Source organism: Aeromonas sp. FDAARGOS 1411 (assembly GCF_019047125.1).
In the GTDB taxonomy this organism is placed as follows: Bacteria; Pseudomonadota; Gammaproteobacteria; order Enterobacterales; family Aeromonadaceae; genus Aeromonas; species Aeromonas veronii.
On record NZ_CP077214.1, the window covers coordinates 51734 to 69911 of the forward strand.

Here is an 18178-nt window from a genome sequence, read left to right on the forward strand (position 1 = left end):
CAAGCGCTAGTTGGTGGGGACGCGATTGAGTAGCTCGGCCGCGAGCTGCTGGCTAAGCGCTTGGCGCTGGCTATCTGCAATGCTCACGTCGCTGGTCAGCTGGATGATGCTGCTCCAGACTGCTTTCTGGGTTTTACGATCGAGCAGCACGATGGCCAGCGACCCTTTGCGCTGGTTGGCCGAGGCATATACCCCGGGCGTCATGCCAAGACGGGCGAAAATCTCGCCGTCACTCATATCCTTGCCGCCCGCGACGCCGATGGCGACCCACAGATCCGCCTCGTCGAGCGGTGCACTCTGCCACCCCTTGCCATTGAGCTCCCGGCTTACCGCCTGCTGCATCGGCTCCAGCCACCCTTCCGCCAACTCACCGGCAAATTGATACTGTTCGGCCAGGGCGTAGCGCGGGGTTGCACCATAGGTCCAGTTGCCCATCGGGCGAACCAGCATGGTGCCGGACTCCAGCGTGGGGGCCGCCGGCCCGCTGCTGCAACCGCCAAGCAGGGAGAGCAGTGCCACAGAGAGATAAGCAAGCCGCATCGTGAACTCCTTTGAATCAGGTTATTTTGCCGGTTTCGATCAATTGCTGGATGAGCGGGCGCAGGATCAGTTCCATCGCAAAGCCCATCTTGCCACCCGGCACCACTATGGTGTTCATCCGCGACATGAATGAGCCGTCGATCATCGACAGCAGGTAGGGGAAATCCACCTGCTTGATACCACGAAACCGGATCACCAGCATACTCTCGTCCAGACTCGGGATCACCTTGGCGCTGAAGGGGTTGGAGGTATCCACCGTTGGTACTCGCTGGAAGTTAATATGGGTGCGCGAGAACTGCGGGGTGATGAAGTTGATGTAGTCATCCATGGAGCGAACGATGGAGTCGGTCACCGCCTCGCGGGAATGCCCTCGCTCCGAGGTATCGCGAATGAGCTTCTGGATCCACTCCAGGTTGACGATGGGTACCACGCCTATCAGAAAATCCACGTGGCGCGCCACATTGTGATCCTCGGTGACCACGCCGCCGTGCAGCCCTTCATAAAACAGCAGATCGGTATTGCTGGGCAGATGCTGCCAGGGGGTGAAGGTGCCGGGCATCTGGTTGAAGGGTACCGCCTCGTCAAAGCTGTGCAGGTAGCGGCGATACTGGCCATTGCCATCCTGCCCATAGCCCTGAAAAAAGCTCTCCAGCAGCCCGAAGTCATTGGCCTCAGGGCCAAAATAGCTGATATGACGCCCCTGTTCGCGCGCCTTGCGGATCGCTACATCCATTTCCGGTCGGGTGTAGCGGTGAAAACTGTCACCTTCCACCACAGCCGCGGTATATCCCAGTTGATGGAACATGGAGCGAAAGGCGTTGGTGGAGGTGGAGGTGCCGGCACCGGACGAACCGGTAACAGCAATAATGGGGTGCTTGGCCGACATGGGATTCTCTCTTCCTTGGGAATTCCGTTATAAGGTCCGGATTGCGGTTGGGTCAAGACTGCTCGATGAAGCGGTCTTTCATCACGATATTCACCGATTCGTGCAGCTCGCTATAGACGATGACAGCTTTGCCTTGCTGTAATTGTTCTCTCACTGCATCGACTTTGACGCCAAGCGGGACATCCTGCTCTCCATATTCGGTTCCTTCCTGCAACACAAAGTGTTCGATCAGGTTGGTCAGGGTGTCGCCGTCCAGTTCTTGCCAGGGAATGATCATTTAAAGGTCTCACAGCAAAAGAGGTGATCGTCAGGCTATTGTTGTGTTGAACCCCGCGAATGCAATCACTTTTTACCTTTTCACCGGAGTCTGAGAGATGTTGTCTGAAGCGCAGCGCAGCGCGCCGTTAACCCTGACTGAGCATCTGGACAGCGCACGTCGAGAGGCAATTGCCCGAGGCATGGTGTGGTTCTGGTTGTTGAACTGGCTGGTGGTGTTGTTTCTTTCGATACGCTACGAGGTTTACAGTCAGGTCGGGCTCGCCAGTGATGACAGCTTGCCCTGGCGCTTTCAGAGTGAGCTGGCCCTGGTCATGGTGGTGCTATTGCTGCTACCTGTTGTCAGCCTGTTTTGTGACCATCTGCAGGATCGCCTCTGGTTACGGATGGCTGCACTGGTGATGGTGCTATGGGGCGGACTCTGGACGCTGCATATCTATACGATTGGTCAGGTGGAGCTGCGGGGAGGGGTCAGCTATGCCAACGGGATCATGCGGCTCAACCTGCTGGCTGCGCTCATTGCGTTTTATCCCGATCGCAAGGTTTTTTATGGCTATCTCTTGGGCCCGATGACGGTGGGTGTGGGGTTGGAGCTCTTTTTGCGCGTCGATTTTCTCCAGATTTACCTGCTTGGCGTGTTGTTTGGCGTGATTGCGCTGGAGGTCGGCCGTCGCATGCTGCACCGCTGGTTTGAGCTGGCGATCATGCGAGAGCATGAAAATCTGATGCTGCTGCGCCAACTTGATCAGCTCGCCAAGCAAGATCCTCTGACCGGTGTCGCCAACCGGCGGCATTTCAATATCGAGTTGGAGCGCGCGTTGGCCCATAGCCAGGAGAGCGGCGCTCCGCTATCGCTCATCCTGATCGACGTGGACTATTTCAAGCGCTTCAACGACCACTATGGCCATCAGGTGGGAGATATGTGTCTCAAAGAGGTGGCACAAGCGCTCAACCGTGCGGTACGCACGCCATCTGATCTGGTGGCCCGCTATGGCGGGGAGGAGTTTGTGCTGCTGCTGCCCAATACCGACCGTCAGGCGGCGGCCAGCGTGGCGCAGCGGCTGCAAGATGGCTTGGCCAGCCTGCAGCTGGAGCATCTGGCGTCCGATGTTGCCCCTTGGGTGACGGTGAGTCAGGGGATTGCCAGCAATGTCTCCGGCGAAGGGGCGAGCCAGTTGCTGGAGCGGGCCGATCAGGCGCTCTATCGGGCCAAGGAGTCGGGACGCAATCAGTTCTGTGTTGCGGAGTGACTCTGTTCGGTAATCCAGTGACTGATCCGCTCATCCAGCCAAAACCGTGGCCGCCAGGGCGTGCCGTGCAGAAAGCCGACATGGCCGCCACGCTGGCTCAACTCATAGCGCACCGTGGGCGAGAGTTGCTCTGGCCGGGGAATGACCGCGCGTGACATAAAGGGATCGTCGGCGGCGTGCAGGATAAGGGTAGGGATGGGGATCTGAGCCAGCAGCGGTAGTCCCGAGCAGCTCTGGTAGTAGTGGTTGGCGCTGTGAAAGCCGTGCAGCGGCGCGGTAACCAGCTCGTCAAAATCGCGCAGGGTGGCAATCTGCTCCACTTGTCGAGGTTGCCAGCGTTCACTCGCTTTCTGCTGCTGGCTGATCTTGTTGAGCAGGTTGCGGCGCATGGTGCGTAGCAGATAGTTCTGATAGACCTTCGAGAAGCCCTGATTAACCCGCTCGGCGCAGCTCGCCAGTTGCAGCGGGGCCGAGACCACCACCGCCGCTTTCAATGCCGCAGGACAGCCCCGCGCCAGCAGATTGACCAGCATATTGCCACCCAGTGAAAAGCCGATGGCGATCAGCGGTTTGCCCGGGAAGCGCTGGCTCAGCTCGGCAATCAGCTCCTGCGCATCACCGATGGCGCCGGAGTGATAGGCCTGCAGGTGGCGATTGGGCTCGCCACTGCAACCGCGAAAGTGCATCAGCACGGCCTCTCTGCCCTCTTGCTGCAGGTGGGCGAACAATCCCTTGGCGTAGTGGGAGTGAATGCTTCCCTCCAGCCCGTGAAACACCACTATCAGCGGCCGTTCATCAAGGCTGACTTCCCCGCTCCAGGCGAGGTCGACAAAGTCCCCATCCTGCAGTTCAAACCGCTCCGTCACAAAACGGGCAGGGGGGCGGCGCAGCCATTTGGGCAATATGGTCTGCAGATGAGGATTGCGTGCCCACCAGGGGGCGTGGAAGTGGCTCTCGGTCAGCATGGGGTCAGTCGGTCTGGGTCGAAGATAAGGAGGACGGGAGGCGTGTTCCTCCCGCCAGTCATTGGCTTATTTCAGCAGGCGATCGTGATGTTCGGCACCGCGCAGCATGGCCTGGATCAGCTCATTGGCCTCGAACTTGGTCAGCGCCTCATGAGCACCCACCTGATGGGCTCGCTCCACACTGATCTCGCTGGAGAGGGAGGTGTGCAGGATGATGTAGGCCCCCGCCAGTTTGCTGTCGCTCTGTACCTCGAAGGCCAGCTCGTAGCCATCAAGCCCCGGCATCTCGATATCGCTCACCAGAATGTCGATGGGGGTCTTCTGGCTCGCCCGCGTTTGCATCAGGGTCAGTGCATCCTTGCCATTGGTGCAGACTTCATAGGGGATATTGATGTAGTCGAGGGCGGCCATCAGCTGACGGCGGGCGACCGAAGAGTCATCAACCAGCAGGATCCGCATCGGCTTGATCCGTTCCCGCTGCACATCGGTTAGCACCGGATAGAGGTGGCTCGGATCATCCGGATAGACCCGGGAGAGGATCAGCTCCACATCCAGCAGCTGGATCAGCTGGTCATTGACCCGGGTCACACCGGTTACGAACACATTGTGGCCGAGGGAGGCGGGTGGCGATTCGATATCGCGCCAGTTGCACTCGGTGATCTTGTCGATGCCCCGTACCAGAAAGCCCACCAGGGTGCGGCGGCAGTCGGTAATGATGATGAAGCAGTGGGGCATCTCCTCCTTGCTGATGGGGCGATAACCCACCGCCATCGCCATGTCGATTACCGGAATGGTGGAGCCGCGCATATTGGCGGCCCCCAACACGGTCGGGTGCGAGTGGGGCATTGCCGTCAGCTGGGTGTAGGGCACTATCTCCTTCACCTTGAGGGTACCGATGGCAAAGGATTGTTTGGCTGAAAGGTGAAACAGCAACATGCCCTGGGATTGATTGGCTTTGCTCGTCATGGCAGATGTCCTGTTGGTCGAAACGTTGGCAGTCACTTCAGGCATCTAGCATAAAGGATTACGGGAGGAAAGGCCCTTCCTTGTTAACGACCATCTGGCAAAAAACTGGACTCATTCAGCCAATTTCGTTGGCGTATTCCATCGGCGTCCGGTTATTGATCGCCATCCTCGCCAACGCCCCACTGCTGGCAGGCTGCTTGCAACGCGGCCTCATCGGCATAACCCAGCTTGCTGGCCACCTGCGCGGGTTTGCTGCCGCCCTTGAGCAATCTGAGCGCCTGCAGCAGTCGCCACTGTTGTTGCAATTCACTCCCTTCCACCGGAGCATCGGCTTGTTGTGCCCACTGTTGCAGAGATTCCGGTTGGCCATTGGCCAGTGCTTGCCAGCAGGCTTGCAGCTCACCGTGACCCTGCTGGCTGATGGCACACTGTTGCAGCTCATCCAGGATCACCTGCAGTCGCTGACCGTAGGCCCCTTGCCACTCTTTCGGACGTTGCCACCGGGCCAGAGAGTCGAGCAGGGCATCGAGCAGCGGAGTGGCTTGCAGCCAGCCTGCCTGCTGCGGCTGAGCCACGCGCAAAGAGACATTCAGCTGATCGTACTCGCAACCGCTGAGGGGGCTGAAGGCCGCGAGGGCATCGGCGCAGAGCCAGAAGCTGCTGCCTGCCGGCAGCAACAGCTCATGTTGGCCCAGTCTCAGCAACGCGGCGCCCCGGGTGATCCGCAACAGCTGCCCGACCGGAGTTCGTTTGCGGTTGCCAGCGTGCAGGCCCTGGCAGGAAAAATGGTGATACTCGATGGCGTGATGCATGTAAAAACCCTGATATGATGCTGCCTGGAGGTAACGAATATGGAAACCAGACGTAAAAAACGCTTTATTGCCGGTGCTGTCTGCCCGGCGTGCGGCAAGTTGGACAACATGATGCTGTATCTGGAGCATGGAGTCGAGAAGGTGACCTGCGTCGCTTGTGGCGATACCCAGGTACAAACACCCGCCGAGGTCGACAAGCAGACTCGCGAGGCGGAAGAGGTGATCGGGGTGTTTCGCCCCTGATAAGGGAACGGCGGGTGGAATGAGGGTCTCCTTACTGACGCTGTTGCCGTTTTTTTCGTCACTCAGTGGCGCCGCACGGCATATGCGCGGCCCGCTTTTTAGGGTATTCTGAGCCCGTTTTTTTCTATCCGCAGGATCCTGACATGAAAGTAGCTCCTCTGAGCGTGGTTACGCTGGAATACACAGTCACCGACGAGCACGGTGAAGTCATCGACAGCACTGTCGGCAAAGAGCCGCTGGTCTATCTGCACGGCACCCGTTACCTGGTCTCAGGCCTGGAAGCCGAGTTGGAAGGTCGCGCGGTAGGTGAAGCCTTCGAAGTGACCCTGACCCCGAGCCAGGCCTACGGCGAATATGACGAGACATTGGTACAAGAAGTACCGGGCGAACTGTTCGACGGCATGGAAGTCTCCGAAGGGGATACTTTTGTGGCTGAAACCGACGATGGCCACCGTCCGGTGACCGTGGTTGAAGTGTCCGAAGAGTTCGTCAAAGTGGATGGCAACCATCCGCTGGCTGGCGTAACCCTGGGCTTCAAGGTCGAGATCAAGGACGTGCGTGCCGCCACTGCCGAAGAGCTGGCCCACGGCCACGTTCACGGTGCCGGTGGTTGCGGTCACGATCACGGTCATGACCACGATCACGGCGGCTGCTGTGGCGGTCATGGTCACGACCACGATGAGGATCACGGCCACGGCGGTTGCTGCGGTGGTGCTGGCCACGGTCACGATCATGGCCACGACCACGGTGATGACCATGGTCACGGCGGCTGCTGCGGTGGCGGCGGTTGTGGTGGCAAGGGCCATCACCACTGATCACGGCCATGCCGATGATAAAAAATCTGCCGTAGGAGTCATACCGAGCAATTAATGCTCATTAATTGCTCCTCCTTCGATGATGAAATCCGAAGCCGGTTGTTCTGGCTTCGGATTTTTTATGTCTGTCAAATAGGCTCGCGGCTTTTCCCAAGCTAACAGGGCTGCTTATTTTTGGTTAATGCTCAACATTATTCCCTCTCGGGTCCGCGATGGGGCTTTTGTACGGAGCGCAAACGTCATCTGCAAACGAGTCATCAAATCGGTGTCATCATCAGCACAATATGACCAAGTTACTTCATGCCCCAACAGCTATAACGAGCCAGCGTCAGTCTCTATTTGGTCTCGTTGTGCCCTATAAAAAAAGCCAGTCAGGCTTAACTGACTGGCTATTGTGTCTAGTGACTAACTGATTGGCGTGAAGCCTTACAGCTGCTCGATACCGACGATATGCCAGGGGGCATTGTTCTTGGCCAGATCGCGCTCGAGGTGCCACACCTCTTTGATGTCTTCTTCGACCTGCTCCTGACGGTCCATGTAGCGGCCGCTGAAGCGCACGCTCACCTGGGCCCAGTCGCTGCCATAGTCAGCACGTACCAGCTGGGTGTCGACATACATTACTTCTGTGTGCTGGTCGCCAGTCAGTTCGGCGCGCTCGGCTTTAAGCTGCTCAAACAGCTCGGGGCTGACGTACTCGCGCACCTTTTCCAGATCGTTCTTGTTCCACGCATCTTGCAGGGTGCGATAGTGATCGCGGGCACCGGCCAGGAAGCTGTTCATGTCAAAGCCCGGCGGCAGGCGGAACGGCACGTCGCTGTCGGCAAAGCCGGTGGCTTGCGGTGCGCTGTTGCTCTGCTCAAACTGTTGCGGGGCCGCGGATTGCGGTGGCTGATAGCCCGCATAGGCCGCCTGTTGTGGCTGTGGCGTCGCGACCTTGCCCTTGCGCAGGGTTCGGATCAGGAACACGGCACCCAGCGCCAGCAGGGCGATCAGCAGGAAGTCCATTCCTTGCAGACCTTCAAAGGCACCGCTGCCCAGCAGGTAGGCAAACAGGCCACCGGCCAGCAGGCCGCCCAGCAGGCCGCCCATCATGCCGCTCTTTTTCGGCGGAGTCTGGGCATTCAGTGTCGGATTCTTGTTGTCGACCGGTTTGGCCGCAGGCTGGGCCGGCGCAGTTTTGTAACTTTTACCAAAGGATTTGCCGCCGCCAAATTTCTTGGCTTCGGCGTGAGGTGCCCCCAGGCCAATGGCCAGGATCACGGCAAACAGGGTCAGCATCTTTTTCATTTTGACTCTTTTCACTCTCGTCTGTGGGTGGGGCATGCTCCGCTTTGGCAAGCTCAGCAAGGCGCATGGCAGGCTGCCTGTCCCTAATTGTGTCGCAGCTTGTATTCATCAATATCACCTCTGGCATGAATTATTCATGAACGAGGTTGCCGCGATGCGGCGTCAAACAAGAGGAGTAAACCGGATGAAAAGCAGAAGATTGAGTCGCAAGGAGCGCAAAATGCGAAGCAAAATCAAAATGGTCAAGGTAGAGCAGACTCTGGTTTGGCCGTTTATGATGGTATGAGCCGCCAGATAGGGCTCGCCGTAGTTGGCTTTCTTTTGTAAAATTCCCGTCCCCTTCCCGCTGCGGTTTTTATGTGTATGGCAGAGCAAGTGACGGCGAAAAAAGACGCCAAGACACAACAGCTGAAAGTTCCTCCCCACTCTTTTGAGGCCGAACAGTCCGTACTGGGCGGCCTGATGCTGGATAACGATGCTTGGGATCGGGTTGCCGAACGGGTGATCGATCAGGATTTCTACAGCCGTCCGCACCGGTTGATCTTCCAGGCCATGACCCGCCTCTCCAACGCGGGCAACCCCATCGACCTCATCACCCTGCAGGAGGAGCTGGAACGCTCCGAACAGCTGGAAGAGGCGGGTGGCTTCGCCTATCTGGTGGAGATCGCCAAGAACACCCCGAGTGCCGCCAACATCAACGCCTACGCCGAAATCGTGCGCGAGCGGGCGGTGGTGCGGGAGATGATCTCGGTCGCCAACGAGATAGTCGAAGCAGGCTACGAGCCACAGGGCCGTACCTCCGGCGATCTGCTGGATCTTGCCGAGAGCAAGGTATTCAAGATTGCCGAGCAGCGCACCAGCGCCAACGAGGGGCCCCAGCCCCTGAAGCTCATCCTCGAGCAGACCGTCGACAAGATTGAAGAGTTGTTCAAGACCCCGCACAACGGGGTGACCGGGGTATCGAGCGGTTACAACGATCTGGACAAGATGACCGCCGGTTTGCAGCGTTCGGACTTGATCATCGTGGCAGCCCGTCCCTCCATGGGCAAGACCACCTTTGCCATGAACCTCTGCGAGCACGCGGCGCTCACCGCCGACAAGCCGGTGCTTATCTTCTCGCTGGAGATGCCCTCCGAGCAGATCATCATGCGTATGCTCGCCTCGGTCGGTCGCATCGATCAGACCAAGGTGCGTACCGGTCAGCTCGACGACGAGGATTGGGCCCGTCTCTCCTCCACCATGGGATTGCTGCTGGAGAAGGGCAAGATGTATATCGATGACGCTTCCGGCCTCACCCCGACCGATGTGCGCTCGCGCGCTCGTCGGGTGGCGCGCGAGCATGGTGGCCTATCCATGATCATGGTGGACTACCTGCAGCTGATGCGGGTACCGGCGCTCTCCGATAACCGTACCCTGGAGATCGGTGAAATCTCCCGTTCCCTCAAGGCCTTGGCGAAAGAGCTGCAGTGCCCGGTGGTGGCGCTCTCTCAGCTGAACCGAAGCTTGGAACAGCGGGCCGACAAGCGCCCGGTCAACTCGGATCTTCGTGAATCGGGCTCCATCGAGCAGGATGCGGATTTGATCATGTTTATCTATCGTGATGAGGTTTATCACGATGACAGCCCGGACAAGGGGATTGCCGAGATCATTATCGGCAAGCAGCGTAACGGCCCTATCGGCCGGGTGCGCCTCACCTTTCAGGGTCAGTTCTCCCGGTTCGACAACTATGCCGGTCCGGCGTTTGATGACGATTATTGATAAGTAACAATCAGGGCAATCCTGTGGTCAGGATTGTCACTACCGCTCTGACCCGTTTGCCATTTATTGAGAGGCAGCCCGTCAGAGCATGTTTTCCCGGTTCGACAATTATGCCGGTCCGGCCTTCGACGACGATAAGTGAGTGGCGGTCTTCTGCCCGATGAGGGGGAGACCATTTGTGCCCTCGTAAGGGAAAACCATGAAAGCGGCTACTGCCCAAATCAACACTGCGGCCTTGCGCCACAACCTCGCCGTGGTCAAGCGCCACGCCCCCGCTTGCAAGATCATCGCTGTGGTCAAGGCCAACGCCTATGGCCACGGACTGCTGCCGGTCGCCCGCACCCTGGTGGATGCGGATGCCTATGCGGTGGCCCGTATCGAAGAGGCGCTGATGCTGCGCTCCTGCGCCGTGGTCAAGCCCATTGTGCTGCTGGAGGGCTTCTTCTCCGCCGACGATCTGCCGGTGCTGGCGGCCAACAATCTGCAGACGGCGGTTCACACCTGGGAGCAGCTCGAAGCGCTGGAGCAGGCCGAGCTGCCAGCCCCCGTGGTGGCCTGGCTCAAGCTCGACACTGGTATGCACCGGCTCGGGGTACGTGCCGACGAGATGCCCGCCTTTATCGAACGACTCGGCAAGTGCAAGAACGTGGTGCAGCCGTTCAACATCATGACCCACTTCAGCCGCTCCGATGAGCTGGAGCAGCCCACTACCCGCGAGCAGATCGATCTCTTTAGTCGCCTGACGGCGCCGCTGGCGGGCGAGCGGGCCATGGCCAACTCGGCGGGCATTCTGGCCTGGCCAGACTCCCACTGCGACTGGGTTCGCCCCGGTGTCATCCTCTATGGCGTGTCGCCCTTCCCCAACACGGTGGCGGCCGATTACGACCTGCAGCCGGTGATGACCTTGAAAACCCAGCTGATTGCTGTGCGGGATCACAAGGCGGGAGAGCCGGTGGGCTATGGCGCCAACTGGGTGTCGGATCGCGATACTCGGCTCGGGGTGATCGCCATCGGCTACGGTGACGGTTATCCGCGCATGGCGCCCAATGGCACTTCCGTGCTGATCAACGGCCGCATCGTGCCGCTGGTGGGGCGTGTCTCCATGGATATGAGCACCGTCGATCTGGGCCCGGGCGCGACCGACAAGCCCGGCGACGAGGCGGTACTGTGGGGCGAGGGGTTGCCGGTGGAGCGGGTGGCCGATGAGATTGGCACCATCCCCTACGAGCTCATCACCAAGCTAACCTCCCGCGTCTTTATGGAGTACGTCTGATGTGGCAGCAGTGCCTGCTGACGTTGAAGCCCCGTTCGCGGGGCTTTCATCTGGTGACGGACGAGCTGGTGGCCAAGCTGCCGATGCTGGCCGATTACCGGATCGGCATGGCGCACCTGCTGCTGCAACACACCTCCGCCTCGCTCACCCTCAACGAAAACTGCGATCCGAGCGTGCGCAGCGATATGGAGGCCCATCTGCACCGGCTGGCGCCGGAGGATGCCCCCTACTATCGCCACACCTGTGAGGGGCCGGATGACATGCCCGCCCACATCAAATCCTCCCTGCTCGGGGTGAGCCTGCTGCTGCCAGTTCGCGATGGTCAGCTGGCGCTCGGCACCTGGCAGGGGATCTGGCTTGGCGAACATCGCGTCGATGGCGGTGCCCGCAAGGTACTGGTGACCCTGCAGGGTGAGTAATCAGGCTGCAACCAGCTGAAAGATGACGACAAAAAGAGGGATGGCATTGAGCCATCCCTCTTTTTTTGCGCTTTCGCGAGCTATCCGCTTGCCAGTGGCACGGCGCTCTGCGTGGCTCAGCTGACCTTGAAGGGGGTCAGCTTGGCCAGCGGGGCGGCGTCCATAAAGGCTTGCGGCTCCTGACCGTGTTTGAAGATCTTGAAGTCCTGCTCGCGGGCGCTCCAGTACTCCAGATGCTCGCTGCCGTTTTCTCCGGTGATTTGCAGCAGGCTCGCTTCGCGCAGGGCCACCACGTGCTCGCTCGGGTTGATGGCGCAGAACTCGGCCAGACGTTCGTCGCGGGTCTCGCCCATGTGGCCGCTGATGCTGGCGTCCAGATAGTGCGGGTTGATCTGCAGCGGGAACAGGCCCAGCGCGGGCAGCACGGCGGCGCTGCAAACCGGCATGTCGTTGGTGGTGCGGATGCTCGGGGTCGCCACGTTGCAACCGGCGCTCCAGCCCACATAGGGGACGCCCCGCTCGCGCACGGCACGCTGGATCGGCACGATCAGGCCGTTTTCATGCAACATCTGGTTGAGGCGCCAGGTGTTGCCGCCACTGATAAAGATGGCATCGGCCTGATTGACGGCCTCGACCGGATCATCGAAGTGATGAATGCTGATGGTCTCGATCCCGAGGCTCTCGGTAAGTTCGTTGGCGCGGGCATCCCAGTCGCTGCGGATCACCGCGTAGGGGATGAGCAGGATGCGCTTGACCTGTTTGCGCGCGAGCAGGCTTTGAACCCGATCGCGGGCCCAGCCGAGCAGACCCGGAAATTCGTTGGCTTTACCGTTGCTAAGCAGAAGCAGTTCCATCAGATACGTCCTCAAAAAGTGAAAGCGGAGGAGGGAGGGCCACCGGAGCCGCCGTGCGGCCGGATGGCAAGAGGAGGCATGCTACCACCATTGGCGCGGCGGTTCTGTGATCGCGAGGCCCATTCAACGGCCATGGAGGAGTTATGGATGGATAACTCAATGCCAAGCGGTGGATTAATGGGCCGTGGTCAACTCGCCACCCATTGCCAATAAAAGACCCCGCCGCAGCGGGGTCATGGCAGAGTTAGTCGAGTTTGAGATCGACCCACACCATGCGGTGATCCGAACTGACTCCCTTGGCGATGCCGAGTTTCGCATCATAGACCAGGTGATAACCGGCCTCGAAGCTGGCAGGCCAGTAGACACCGCTCTTCACCGCGTTGAGGTTGGCGGAGGGTATGACGTGATCCAGCTGCAGCACGCTGGAGTTGGTGATGCGTTCCGGGTTGGGGCGAGTGAGGTTGCGTTTGCAGTCGGTCCCCTTGCTGACACACTCCGAGCCCCCTTCGCTGACCGGGATCAGGGTGCCATTGGTGATGGCCTGATTCATCAGCGGGTTGTTTAGCAGATCCTGAATGGCGGTCAGGTCGCCGTCACCGGTGAGCGGATCGGCGTTGAGATCACCCGCGATAACAAACTTGGCGTTTTTGGCCAGCCCACCCTTGGTGCCCTTGTCATCGGTCATGTAGTTGAGACCCTTGACGTAGTCATTCCAGAAGGCGATCTCGGCGCGGTTGTGTTTGACGGTGTGGCGCGCCGCATTGGCAAAGATTGGCGGGGTCGGGTGGGAGATCAGGAAGTGGATCACCTCTTCCCCCTTCTCGGTCTTGATCCGTACCGGCACATCGGCGTGGTTCTTGGAGGAGAGCGGGTACTGCTGCCAGGCTGCGTCTGAATACCAGGCATCGCCACACTGGCGGCTGGCCGGGATCTTGACCTTGGGATTGTTGCAGTCATCGATGATGGGGTTCTGCTCGCCCGGCATATCCTTCCACTTGAAGTTCTGGAAGGTGCGGATCTGCTTGGTGTCGATGGGGTATTTGGACATTACCGCAAAGGCGTACTGGCCGTGGTAGTTGCCAAAGCCCCAGGCATCGTCGGGGCCGCTGTTGACCTTGCCATCCAGATTGAGGTCATAACCGCTCATCAGGCCGGTGTTGGTGGCGAAGTTCTGCATCACCGGATAGCTGATGGCGGTCACTTCGGCGTGCTGGGCGTGAGCCAGATAGTTGTCGTTGAAGGCTTTCAGATCGGCGGTGCTCTCGCCTTTGCCGTCGTTGTCGAACTCGTTGAGCAGGAACACATCCGGACGGGTGCGCTGGATGATCTCCGCCACGTTGCGGATCTGCTGCACGTTCTTGGCTTTGGTTTCAGTGGCGCCGCTCAGGCTCCCTTCGGCGAGGCGGGCCAGAAGGGCATCCTGCTCGGTGCGGGTCAGCGCCAGCTCACCGGTCAGCATACCGGCGGCAGTGCGGTCAAAAGAGAGGTTGAAGGTGGCAAAACGAACCATGGGATCAGCTGCCTTTGAGTCGTTGTCGCTGTTGCAGCCAGCCAGCATCCCGAGGGAAATTGCGGCAGCCAGTAGGGTCTTGTTGATATTCTTCATTGTAATTATTCCGTAGCATCAATGAGTTATGCCTTCTGTGAGGCGGCGTCATTATAAGTAGACGGTGATGCTGCGGGGGTTTTGCCTGAGCAAAGTGTGAGGATATTCACACCACATATCTGGCGATGATGAATGTTAGCAGGGCGATATGGGGTGTGAAAAACCGATTTATACGCTGCAGTTTTCGGGATGAATAGCGCGCGCTGCCAACCATTACCGCACTCTGAATTTGTCACACCACCATCGGCAGGCCGCTCTCGGGGTGGTGGATCACCTGTGCCGGATAGTCATAGAGACGGGCGATGAGCTCAGGGGTGAGCACCTCGGCAGGTGTGCCATCGGCCATCAGCTTGCCCCGTTCCAGCATCACCAGCCGATCGGCATAGCGCGCCGCCAGATTGAGGTCGTGCAGCACCACCAGCACAGCTGTATTGCGGCTGGCCAGGGCGCGCGCCATGGTGAGCAGCTGATGCTGGTATTTCAGATCCAGCGCCGAGGTGGGTTCGTCGAGCAGCAGCAGGCGGGGTTGCTCGGCTTGCTCGGTCGGGGAGGGGGCCTGCCAGATCTGCGCCAGCACTCGGGCAAACTGCACTCGCTGCCGCTCGCCGCCGGAGAGTCCGGGATAGAGCCGTTTGGCCAGATGCTCGACCCCGGCATGGGTCATGGCCGCCGCCACAATCTCGTCACGCCGCGCCGCCGGTTCACTGTGGGGCAAGCGCCCCATGGCGACCACCTCCTCGCAGAGAAAGGGGAAGTTGAGGGAGGAGCTTTGCGGCAATACCCCGAGCCGGTGGGCCAGCAGGCTGCTGTCCCACTGCTGGCGATCCGCGCCAAACAGGGTGATGGCGCCCTCATATTCCAGCTCGCCGGTCAGGCACTTGAGCAGCGAGCTCTTGCCCGCCCCGTTGGGGCCGAGCAGCGCGGTGAGGGTGCCGCTCTCGAGACTAAGATCGAGCCCATCCAGGATCTGGCGCTGGCCACGGCGCAGGCTGAGTCGGCTGCAGCTCAACAGGGGGGCGGAGAGTGAGGATGAGAGTGGTTGCATAACAGTCCGTATCACAGGGCGCGGCGGCCTTTTACCAGCAGCCAGATGAAGAAGGGGGCGCCGAGCAGGGCGGTGATGATGCCCACCGGCAGCTCGGCAGGGGCCAGCAGGGTGCGTGCCAGCATATCGGCTGCCAGCAGCAGGGCGGCGCCAAGCAGGGCCGAGAGCGGCAGCAACCTGACATGGTTGGGGCCCGCCAGCAGGCGCACCAGATGGGGCACTACCAGCCCGACGAAGCCGATCATCCCCGATACCGCCACCGCCACCCCGACGCCTGCGGCGGTGAGCAGAATCAGACGACGTTTGAGGGATTGCACATTGACCCCCAGATGACGAGCCTCCCCTTCACCCAGCAGCAGGGCGTTGAGGGGATTGGCATCGCGCATAAAGAGCCACAGCAGGGCCGCCAGGGTGAGCAGGGCCAGCGCCACATCGGCCGGTTTGCCTGCCGCCAGCGTTCCCATCTGCCACAGGCTCAGGTTGCGCAACATCTGATCGTCCGCCAGATAGGTGAGCAGGCCGATCACCGCACCGGAGAGCGCCGTGATGGCGACCCCGGCCAGCAGCATGACAGTGACCGAGGTGCCCCCCTCACGGGTGCCGAGCAGATAGACCAGGGTGGTGGTGAGCGCGCCGCCGAGAAAGGCGAGCAGCGGCAGCAGACCAACCCCGATGGTGGCTTGCAGCTGCTGGCCGAGGGGGGCCAGCAGCACGATGGCGAGCGCCGCGCCGAGCGCCGCACCGCCGGAGACACCTATGATGCCTGGGTCAGCCAGGGGGTTGCGAAACAGTCCCTGCATCACGGCGCCACAGAGCCCGAGGATCCCCCCCACTGCGATGCAGAGCAGGGTGCGCGGCAGGCGAATTTCCTGAACGATCAGCAGCTTGTGTGACTCAATCCCGCTCTCCTGCCCGGCAAACAGCGCCCGCAGACTCTCGCCCAGGGTGAGGGTCATGGGGCCGGTTGCCAGCGAACCGAGCAGCAACAGCGCCAGTGCGGCCGTGGTGAAGGCCAGCAGCCAGGAGAGGGGCAAGCGCATCATGACCCCTGCTTGATCCACTGGGCGATCTGGTTCGCCTGTTGCAGGGAGTTGAGGCTCAGGCCCCCTTGCAGGGCGTGACCGTCGATAGCGTGAATGGCGTTGCGCTTGCCTGCCGGGGTAGCCGCCAGGGCGGGCACTTCGGCCAGCACCTTGGCCGGGTCGGCATACTGCTGCCAGTCACGACCGCTGACCAGCACCAGATCGGGCTGCATCTCGATGAGGGATTCGGCGGATACCGGCTTGTAGTTGCGCAACTCGGCGACCGGATTGATGCCGCCCGCCAGCGAAATCAGCGCGCTGGCGGTGGTGTCCCCTCCGGCGATGCTGGTGGGTTGCCCCTTGTGCAGCAGCAGGAAGGCGACCTTGAGCGGTTTGTTCTGTTTGGCTTGCGCCGCCAGCTGATCGGTCTGAGCCTGGATCTCTGCCTTCAGGCGATCGCCAGCGGCTTTATCGCCCAGCAGGCTGGAGAGGGTGTCGATGCGCTGATTGAGGTTGGCGAGGGTCGGCGCGGTATCCAGCACCTCCACCTTGACCCCGGCACGACGCAGCTGATCCAGGGTCGGGGCCGGGCCCATCTCGTCGCTGCCCACCAGTCGGGTGGGGGAGAGGCTCAGGATCCCTTCGGCGGCCAGCGCCCGGTGATAGCCCACCTTGGGCAACCCTTTTGGCAAGGGGCTGCTGACATCGGTGGCGATCAGGCTCGATTCACCGCCAAGGGCCAGAATGAGTTCTGTGGTGGCCGGGCCGATACTGACGATACGCTCTTTCTGTCCGTCGGCGGCAACGGCAGAGAAGGGAGAGAGTGAACTGCAGAGCAGGGTGATGGCGAGGGCAAGACGACGGCCCATGCTAACCTCCGAAGGGGTGAATGAAACGGGTGTGCCGCCGAGAATATCAAGGCTTTGGAAAAAATGCACTGATAATGATAGCAATTATCAATTGCATTGGTTTCGGTGCTTTATTAGAGTAGCCGCCATGATAAACAGCGGGACAAGATGGTCCCGCAGAGGGAGAAAACATGAGCATTGCACAACGCATTCACGCGCTGCTGGAGCAGGATCCCGGCGCTCATCCGTCCACCCTGGCGGCCCAGCTTGCCATCAGCGAATGGGAGGTGGTTCGCCATCTGCCCTCCGAGCTGGTGACCCTGCTACCCGCCGATCGCGCACAAGGTCTGCTGGAAGATCTGGCCGACTGGGGCCCGGTGACCACCATCGTCGAATCAGAAGGTTCCATCTTCGAGGTAAAAGCCCCCTTCCCGAAAGGCAAGGACGCACGCGGTTACTACAACCTGATGGGCCGCGACGGTGAGCTGCATGGTCACCTCAAGCTCGACAACGTGGCGGGGATTGCGCTGGTCAGCAAGCTGTTCATGGGCAAGGAGGGGCACTCCTTCCAGTTCTTCGGTCACTCCGGCCGCTGCATTTTCAAGGTCTATCTGGGTCGCGACGAGAAACGCCAGCTGCTGGCCGATCAGGTCACCCGTTTCATGGCGCTGCGCCACAACTCTCAAGAGGAAGTCAAAGCATGAGTGAACGTCAGGAGCGTCTGCAGAACCGCCTGCAACCGGAGATCCGCGAGTTTCGCGACAGCTGCCGTACCCTGCAGCTCGCCACCGTCGATGGCGAAGGCAATCCCAACGCCAGCTATGCCCCGTTCGTGCTGCAGGAAGATGGCTACTATGTGCTGATCTCCGAGATCGCCCGCCACGCCCGCAACCTGCAACAGGTGCCGCGGGTATCCCTGATGCTGATCGAGGATGAGAGCGGTGCCCGCGAGCTGTTTGCCCGCAAGCGCTTGACCTTCGATGCGGTGGCTGAAGTGGTGGCCCGTGACGACGCCCGCTGGAGCAAGGCGGTGGCGGCGCTGGAGGGGCGTTTTGGCGAGATCATCAAGGGTCTCTCCAACCTCAAGGATTTCAAACTGTTCCGCCTCAAGCCGGAACAGGGGCTGTTCGTCAAGGGCTTCGGACAGGCGTTCGCGGTTTCCGGTGACGAGCTGGTGGATTTCGTCCATCTGGTGGAAGGGCACAAGCGCATCGACAACGGTGCCGAGCTCACCAGCCCGGCCGATGCGCCGGTCTGACGATCCCTGTCGACCACGACAGCCGTCATAACAAAACGGGCAGCCAATTGGCTGC

General features: G+C 60.4%; 20 protein-coding genes. 8 read left to right on the plus strand and 12 right to left on the minus strand.

Annotated features, from left to right (window positions below; translation table 11 throughout):
• Positions 1 to 6 precede the first annotated feature (6 nt).
• From I6L41_RS00165 to I6L41_RS00175, 3 genes are read right to left on the minus strand one after another with little or no spacing between them, the layout of a single operon-like run.
• A complete protein-coding gene (locus tag I6L41_RS00165; RefSeq protein WP_101531067.1) occupies positions 7 to 540 on the minus strand; it encodes a DUF4136 domain-containing protein in 534 nt (177 codons plus the stop codon).
• Positions 541 to 556: 16 nt separating this feature from the next.
• On the minus strand, positions 557 to 1426 hold the full coding sequence (locus tag I6L41_RS00170) for a phosphoribulokinase (protein WP_005335299.1): 870 nt from the start codon (positions 1424 to 1426) through the stop codon (positions 557 to 559).
• Positions 1427 to 1478: 52 nt separating this feature from the next.
• Entirely contained in the window at positions 1479 to 1703 is a 225-nt protein-coding gene (locus I6L41_RS00175; RefSeq protein WP_005335298.1) for a YheU family protein, read from the minus strand.
• 97 nt (positions 1704 to 1800) lie between these two features.
• On the opposite strand from I6L41_RS00175, the gene I6L41_RS00180 reads away from it, so the two are divergent.
• Positions 1801 to 2952 (plus strand): GGDEF domain-containing protein, encoded by a 1152-nt coding sequence (locus I6L41_RS00180; protein WP_216961124.1) that lies wholly within the window; start codon positions 1801 to 1803, stop codon positions 2950 to 2952.
• On the opposite strand, the gene I6L41_RS00185 is transcribed toward I6L41_RS00180, so the two are convergent.
• The 3 genes from I6L41_RS00185 to I6L41_RS00195 form a co-directional block, all read right to left on the minus strand.
• The gene (locus tag I6L41_RS00185) at positions 2931 to 3917 is read right to left on the minus strand and encodes a hydrolase (RefSeq protein ID WP_216961127.1); all 987 of its coding nucleotides are present in this window, start codon (positions 3915 to 3917) and stop codon (positions 2931 to 2933) included. The two genes, I6L41_RS00180 and I6L41_RS00185, sit on opposite strands and share 22 nt — an antisense overlap.
• 66 nt (positions 3918 to 3983) lie before the next feature.
• A complete protein-coding gene (locus I6L41_RS00190) occupies positions 3984 to 4883 on the minus strand; it encodes a chemotaxis protein (RefSeq protein ID WP_005335289.1) in 900 nt (299 codons plus the stop codon).
• A 152-nt stretch (positions 4884 to 5035) separates the two neighbouring features.
• A complete protein-coding gene (locus tag I6L41_RS00195; protein WP_216961130.1) occupies positions 5036 to 5695 on the minus strand; it encodes a hypothetical protein in 660 nt (219 codons plus the stop codon).
• Between the two features lie 39 nt (positions 5696 to 5734).
• Between I6L41_RS00195 and I6L41_RS00200 the strand changes: the two genes are divergently transcribed.
• Both I6L41_RS00200 and slyD read left to right on the plus strand, forming a co-directional pair.
• Positions 5735 to 5938 (plus strand): YheV family putative zinc ribbon protein, encoded by a 204-nt coding sequence (locus tag I6L41_RS00200; protein ID WP_005335287.1) that lies wholly within the window; start codon positions 5735 to 5737, stop codon positions 5936 to 5938.
• A 143-nt stretch (positions 5939 to 6081) separates the two neighbouring features.
• Positions 6082 to 6753: a peptidylprolyl isomerase gene (gene slyD, locus I6L41_RS00205; RefSeq protein ID WP_216961133.1), complete on the plus strand. Its 672-nt coding sequence runs from the start codon at positions 6082 to 6084 to the stop codon at positions 6751 to 6753.
• Between the two features lie 426 nt (positions 6754 to 7179).
• Here slyD and I6L41_RS00210 read toward each other — a convergent pair whose 3' ends face one another.
• Complete coding sequence (locus I6L41_RS00210) at positions 7180 to 8040, minus strand: Tim44 domain-containing protein (protein WP_203118732.1); 861 nt, start codon at positions 8038 to 8040, stop codon at positions 7180 to 7182.
• Positions 8041 to 8403: 363 nt separating this feature from the next.
• On the opposite strand from I6L41_RS00210, the gene dnaB reads away from it, so the two are divergent.
• The 3 genes from dnaB (at position 8404) to I6L41_RS00225 (ending at position 11490) form a co-directional block, all read left to right on the plus strand.
• Positions 8404 to 9798: a replicative DNA helicase gene (dnaB, locus tag I6L41_RS00215; RefSeq protein WP_026035132.1), complete on the plus strand. Its 1395-nt coding sequence runs from the start codon at positions 8404 to 8406 to the stop codon at positions 9796 to 9798.
• Positions 9799 to 9997: 199 nt separating this feature from the next.
• Positions 9998 to 11071, plus strand: coding sequence for an alanine racemase (gene alr, locus I6L41_RS00220; protein WP_216961137.1), 1074 nt, complete (start codon positions 9998 to 10000; stop codon positions 11069 to 11071).
• Positions 11071 to 11490 carry a secondary thiamine-phosphate synthase enzyme YjbQ gene (locus tag I6L41_RS00225; RefSeq protein WP_160881133.1) on the plus strand — a complete coding sequence of 140 codons (420 nt, stop codon included), beginning with the start codon at positions 11071 to 11073 and terminating at the stop codon, positions 11488 to 11490. Before alr ends, I6L41_RS00225 begins: the two co-directional genes overlap by 1 nt.
• Positions 11491 to 11606: 116 nt before the next feature.
• Here the strand turns inward: I6L41_RS00225 and pepE are convergent, their stop codons facing one another.
• The 5 genes from pepE to I6L41_RS00250 all read right to left on the minus strand — a co-directional run bounded on the left by pepE (position 11607) and on the right by I6L41_RS00250 (position 16886).
• Positions 11607 to 12344, minus strand: a complete 738-nt coding sequence (gene pepE, locus I6L41_RS00230) for a dipeptidase PepE (RefSeq protein ID WP_216961140.1) — start codon at positions 12342 to 12344, stop codon at positions 11607 to 11609.
• Positions 12345 to 12588: 244 nt separating this feature from the next.
• Positions 12589 to 13950, minus strand: coding sequence for an endonuclease/exonuclease/phosphatase family protein (locus I6L41_RS00235; RefSeq protein WP_216961143.1), 1362 nt, complete (start codon positions 13948 to 13950; stop codon positions 12589 to 12591).
• A 232-nt stretch (positions 13951 to 14182) separates the two neighbouring features.
• Positions 14183 to 14995: a heme ABC transporter ATP-binding protein gene (locus I6L41_RS00240; RefSeq protein ID WP_216961146.1), complete on the minus strand. Its 813-nt coding sequence runs from the start codon at positions 14993 to 14995 to the stop codon at positions 14183 to 14185.
• Positions 14996 to 15006: 11 nt separating this feature from the next.
• Positions 15007 to 16038 (minus strand): iron ABC transporter permease, encoded by a 1032-nt coding sequence (locus I6L41_RS00245; RefSeq protein WP_005335261.1) that lies wholly within the window; start codon positions 16036 to 16038, stop codon positions 15007 to 15009.
• Complete coding sequence (locus I6L41_RS00250) at positions 16035 to 16886, minus strand: hemin ABC transporter substrate-binding protein (RefSeq protein ID WP_042080088.1); 852 nt, start codon at positions 16884 to 16886, stop codon at positions 16035 to 16037. Before I6L41_RS00250 ends, I6L41_RS00245 begins: the two co-directional genes overlap by 4 nt.
• Positions 16887 to 17056: 170 nt before the next feature.
• Here I6L41_RS00250 and hutX point away from each other — a divergent pair, with 170 nt between their 5' ends.
• The gene (gene hutX, locus I6L41_RS00255; RefSeq protein WP_216961149.1) at positions 17057 to 17569 is read left to right on the plus strand and encodes a heme utilization cystosolic carrier protein HutX; all 513 of its coding nucleotides are present in this window, start codon (positions 17057 to 17059) and stop codon (positions 17567 to 17569) included.
• Positions 17566 to 18123, plus strand: a complete 558-nt coding sequence (gene hutZ, locus I6L41_RS00260; RefSeq protein WP_005335257.1) for a heme utilization protein HutZ — start codon at positions 17566 to 17568, stop codon at positions 18121 to 18123. Before hutX ends, hutZ begins: the two co-directional genes overlap by 4 nt.
• Positions 18124 to 18178 lie beyond the last annotated feature (55 nt).

Coding starts and splice junctions, on each gene's coding strand:
- I6L41_RS00165 (WP_101531067.1), bottom strand. CDS start 540: ATGCGGCTTGCTTATCTCTCTGTGGCACTGCTCTCCCTGCTTGGCGGT.
- I6L41_RS00170 (WP_005335299.1), bottom strand. CDS start 1,426: ATGTCGGCCAAGCACCCCATTATTGCTGTTACCGGTTCGTCCGGTGCC.
- I6L41_RS00175 (WP_005335298.1), bottom strand. CDS start 1,703: ATGATCATTCCCTGGCAAGAACTGGACGGCGACACCCTGACCAACCTG.
- I6L41_RS00180 (WP_216961124.1), top strand. CDS start 1,801: ATGTTGTCTGAAGCGCAGCGCAGCGCGCCGTTAACCCTGACTGAGCAT.
- I6L41_RS00185 (WP_216961127.1), bottom strand. CDS start 3,917: ATGCTGACCGAGAGCCACTTCCACGCCCCCTGGTGGGCACGCAATCCT.
- I6L41_RS00190 (WP_005335289.1), bottom strand. CDS start 4,883: ATGACGAGCAAAGCCAATCAATCCCAGGGCATGTTGCTGTTTCACCTT.
- I6L41_RS00195 (WP_216961130.1), bottom strand. CDS start 5,695: ATGCATCACGCCATCGAGTATCACCATTTTTCCTGCCAGGGCCTGCAC.
- I6L41_RS00200 (WP_005335287.1), top strand. CDS start 5,735: ATGGAAACCAGACGTAAAAAACGCTTTATTGCCGGTGCTGTCTGCCCG.
- slyD (WP_216961133.1), top strand. CDS start 6,082: ATGAAAGTAGCTCCTCTGAGCGTGGTTACGCTGGAATACACAGTCACC.
- I6L41_RS00210 (WP_203118732.1), bottom strand. CDS start 8,040: ATGAAAAAGATGCTGACCCTGTTTGCCGTGATCCTGGCCATTGGCCTG.
- dnaB (WP_026035132.1), top strand. CDS start 8,404: ATGGCAGAGCAAGTGACGGCGAAAAAAGACGCCAAGACACAACAGCTG.
- alr (WP_216961137.1), top strand. CDS start 9,998: ATGAAAGCGGCTACTGCCCAAATCAACACTGCGGCCTTGCGCCACAAC.
- I6L41_RS00225 (WP_160881133.1), top strand. CDS start 11,071: ATGTGGCAGCAGTGCCTGCTGACGTTGAAGCCCCGTTCGCGGGGCTTT.
- pepE (WP_216961140.1), bottom strand. CDS start 12,344: ATGGAACTGCTTCTGCTTAGCAACGGTAAAGCCAACGAATTTCCGGGT.
- I6L41_RS00235 (WP_216961143.1), bottom strand. CDS start 13,950: ATGAAGAATATCAACAAGACCCTACTGGCTGCCGCAATTTCCCTCGGG.
- I6L41_RS00240 (WP_216961146.1), bottom strand. CDS start 14,995: ATGCAACCACTCTCATCCTCACTCTCCGCCCCCCTGTTGAGCTGCAGC.
- I6L41_RS00245 (WP_005335261.1), bottom strand. CDS start 16,038: ATGATGCGCTTGCCCCTCTCCTGGCTGCTGGCCTTCACCACGGCCGCA.
- I6L41_RS00250 (WP_042080088.1), bottom strand. CDS start 16,886: ATGGGCCGTCGTCTTGCCCTCGCCATCACCCTGCTCTGCAGTTCACTC.
- hutX (WP_216961149.1), top strand. CDS start 17,057: ATGAGCATTGCACAACGCATTCACGCGCTGCTGGAGCAGGATCCCGGC.
- hutZ (WP_005335257.1), top strand. CDS start 17,566: ATGAGTGAACGTCAGGAGCGTCTGCAGAACCGCCTGCAACCGGAGATC.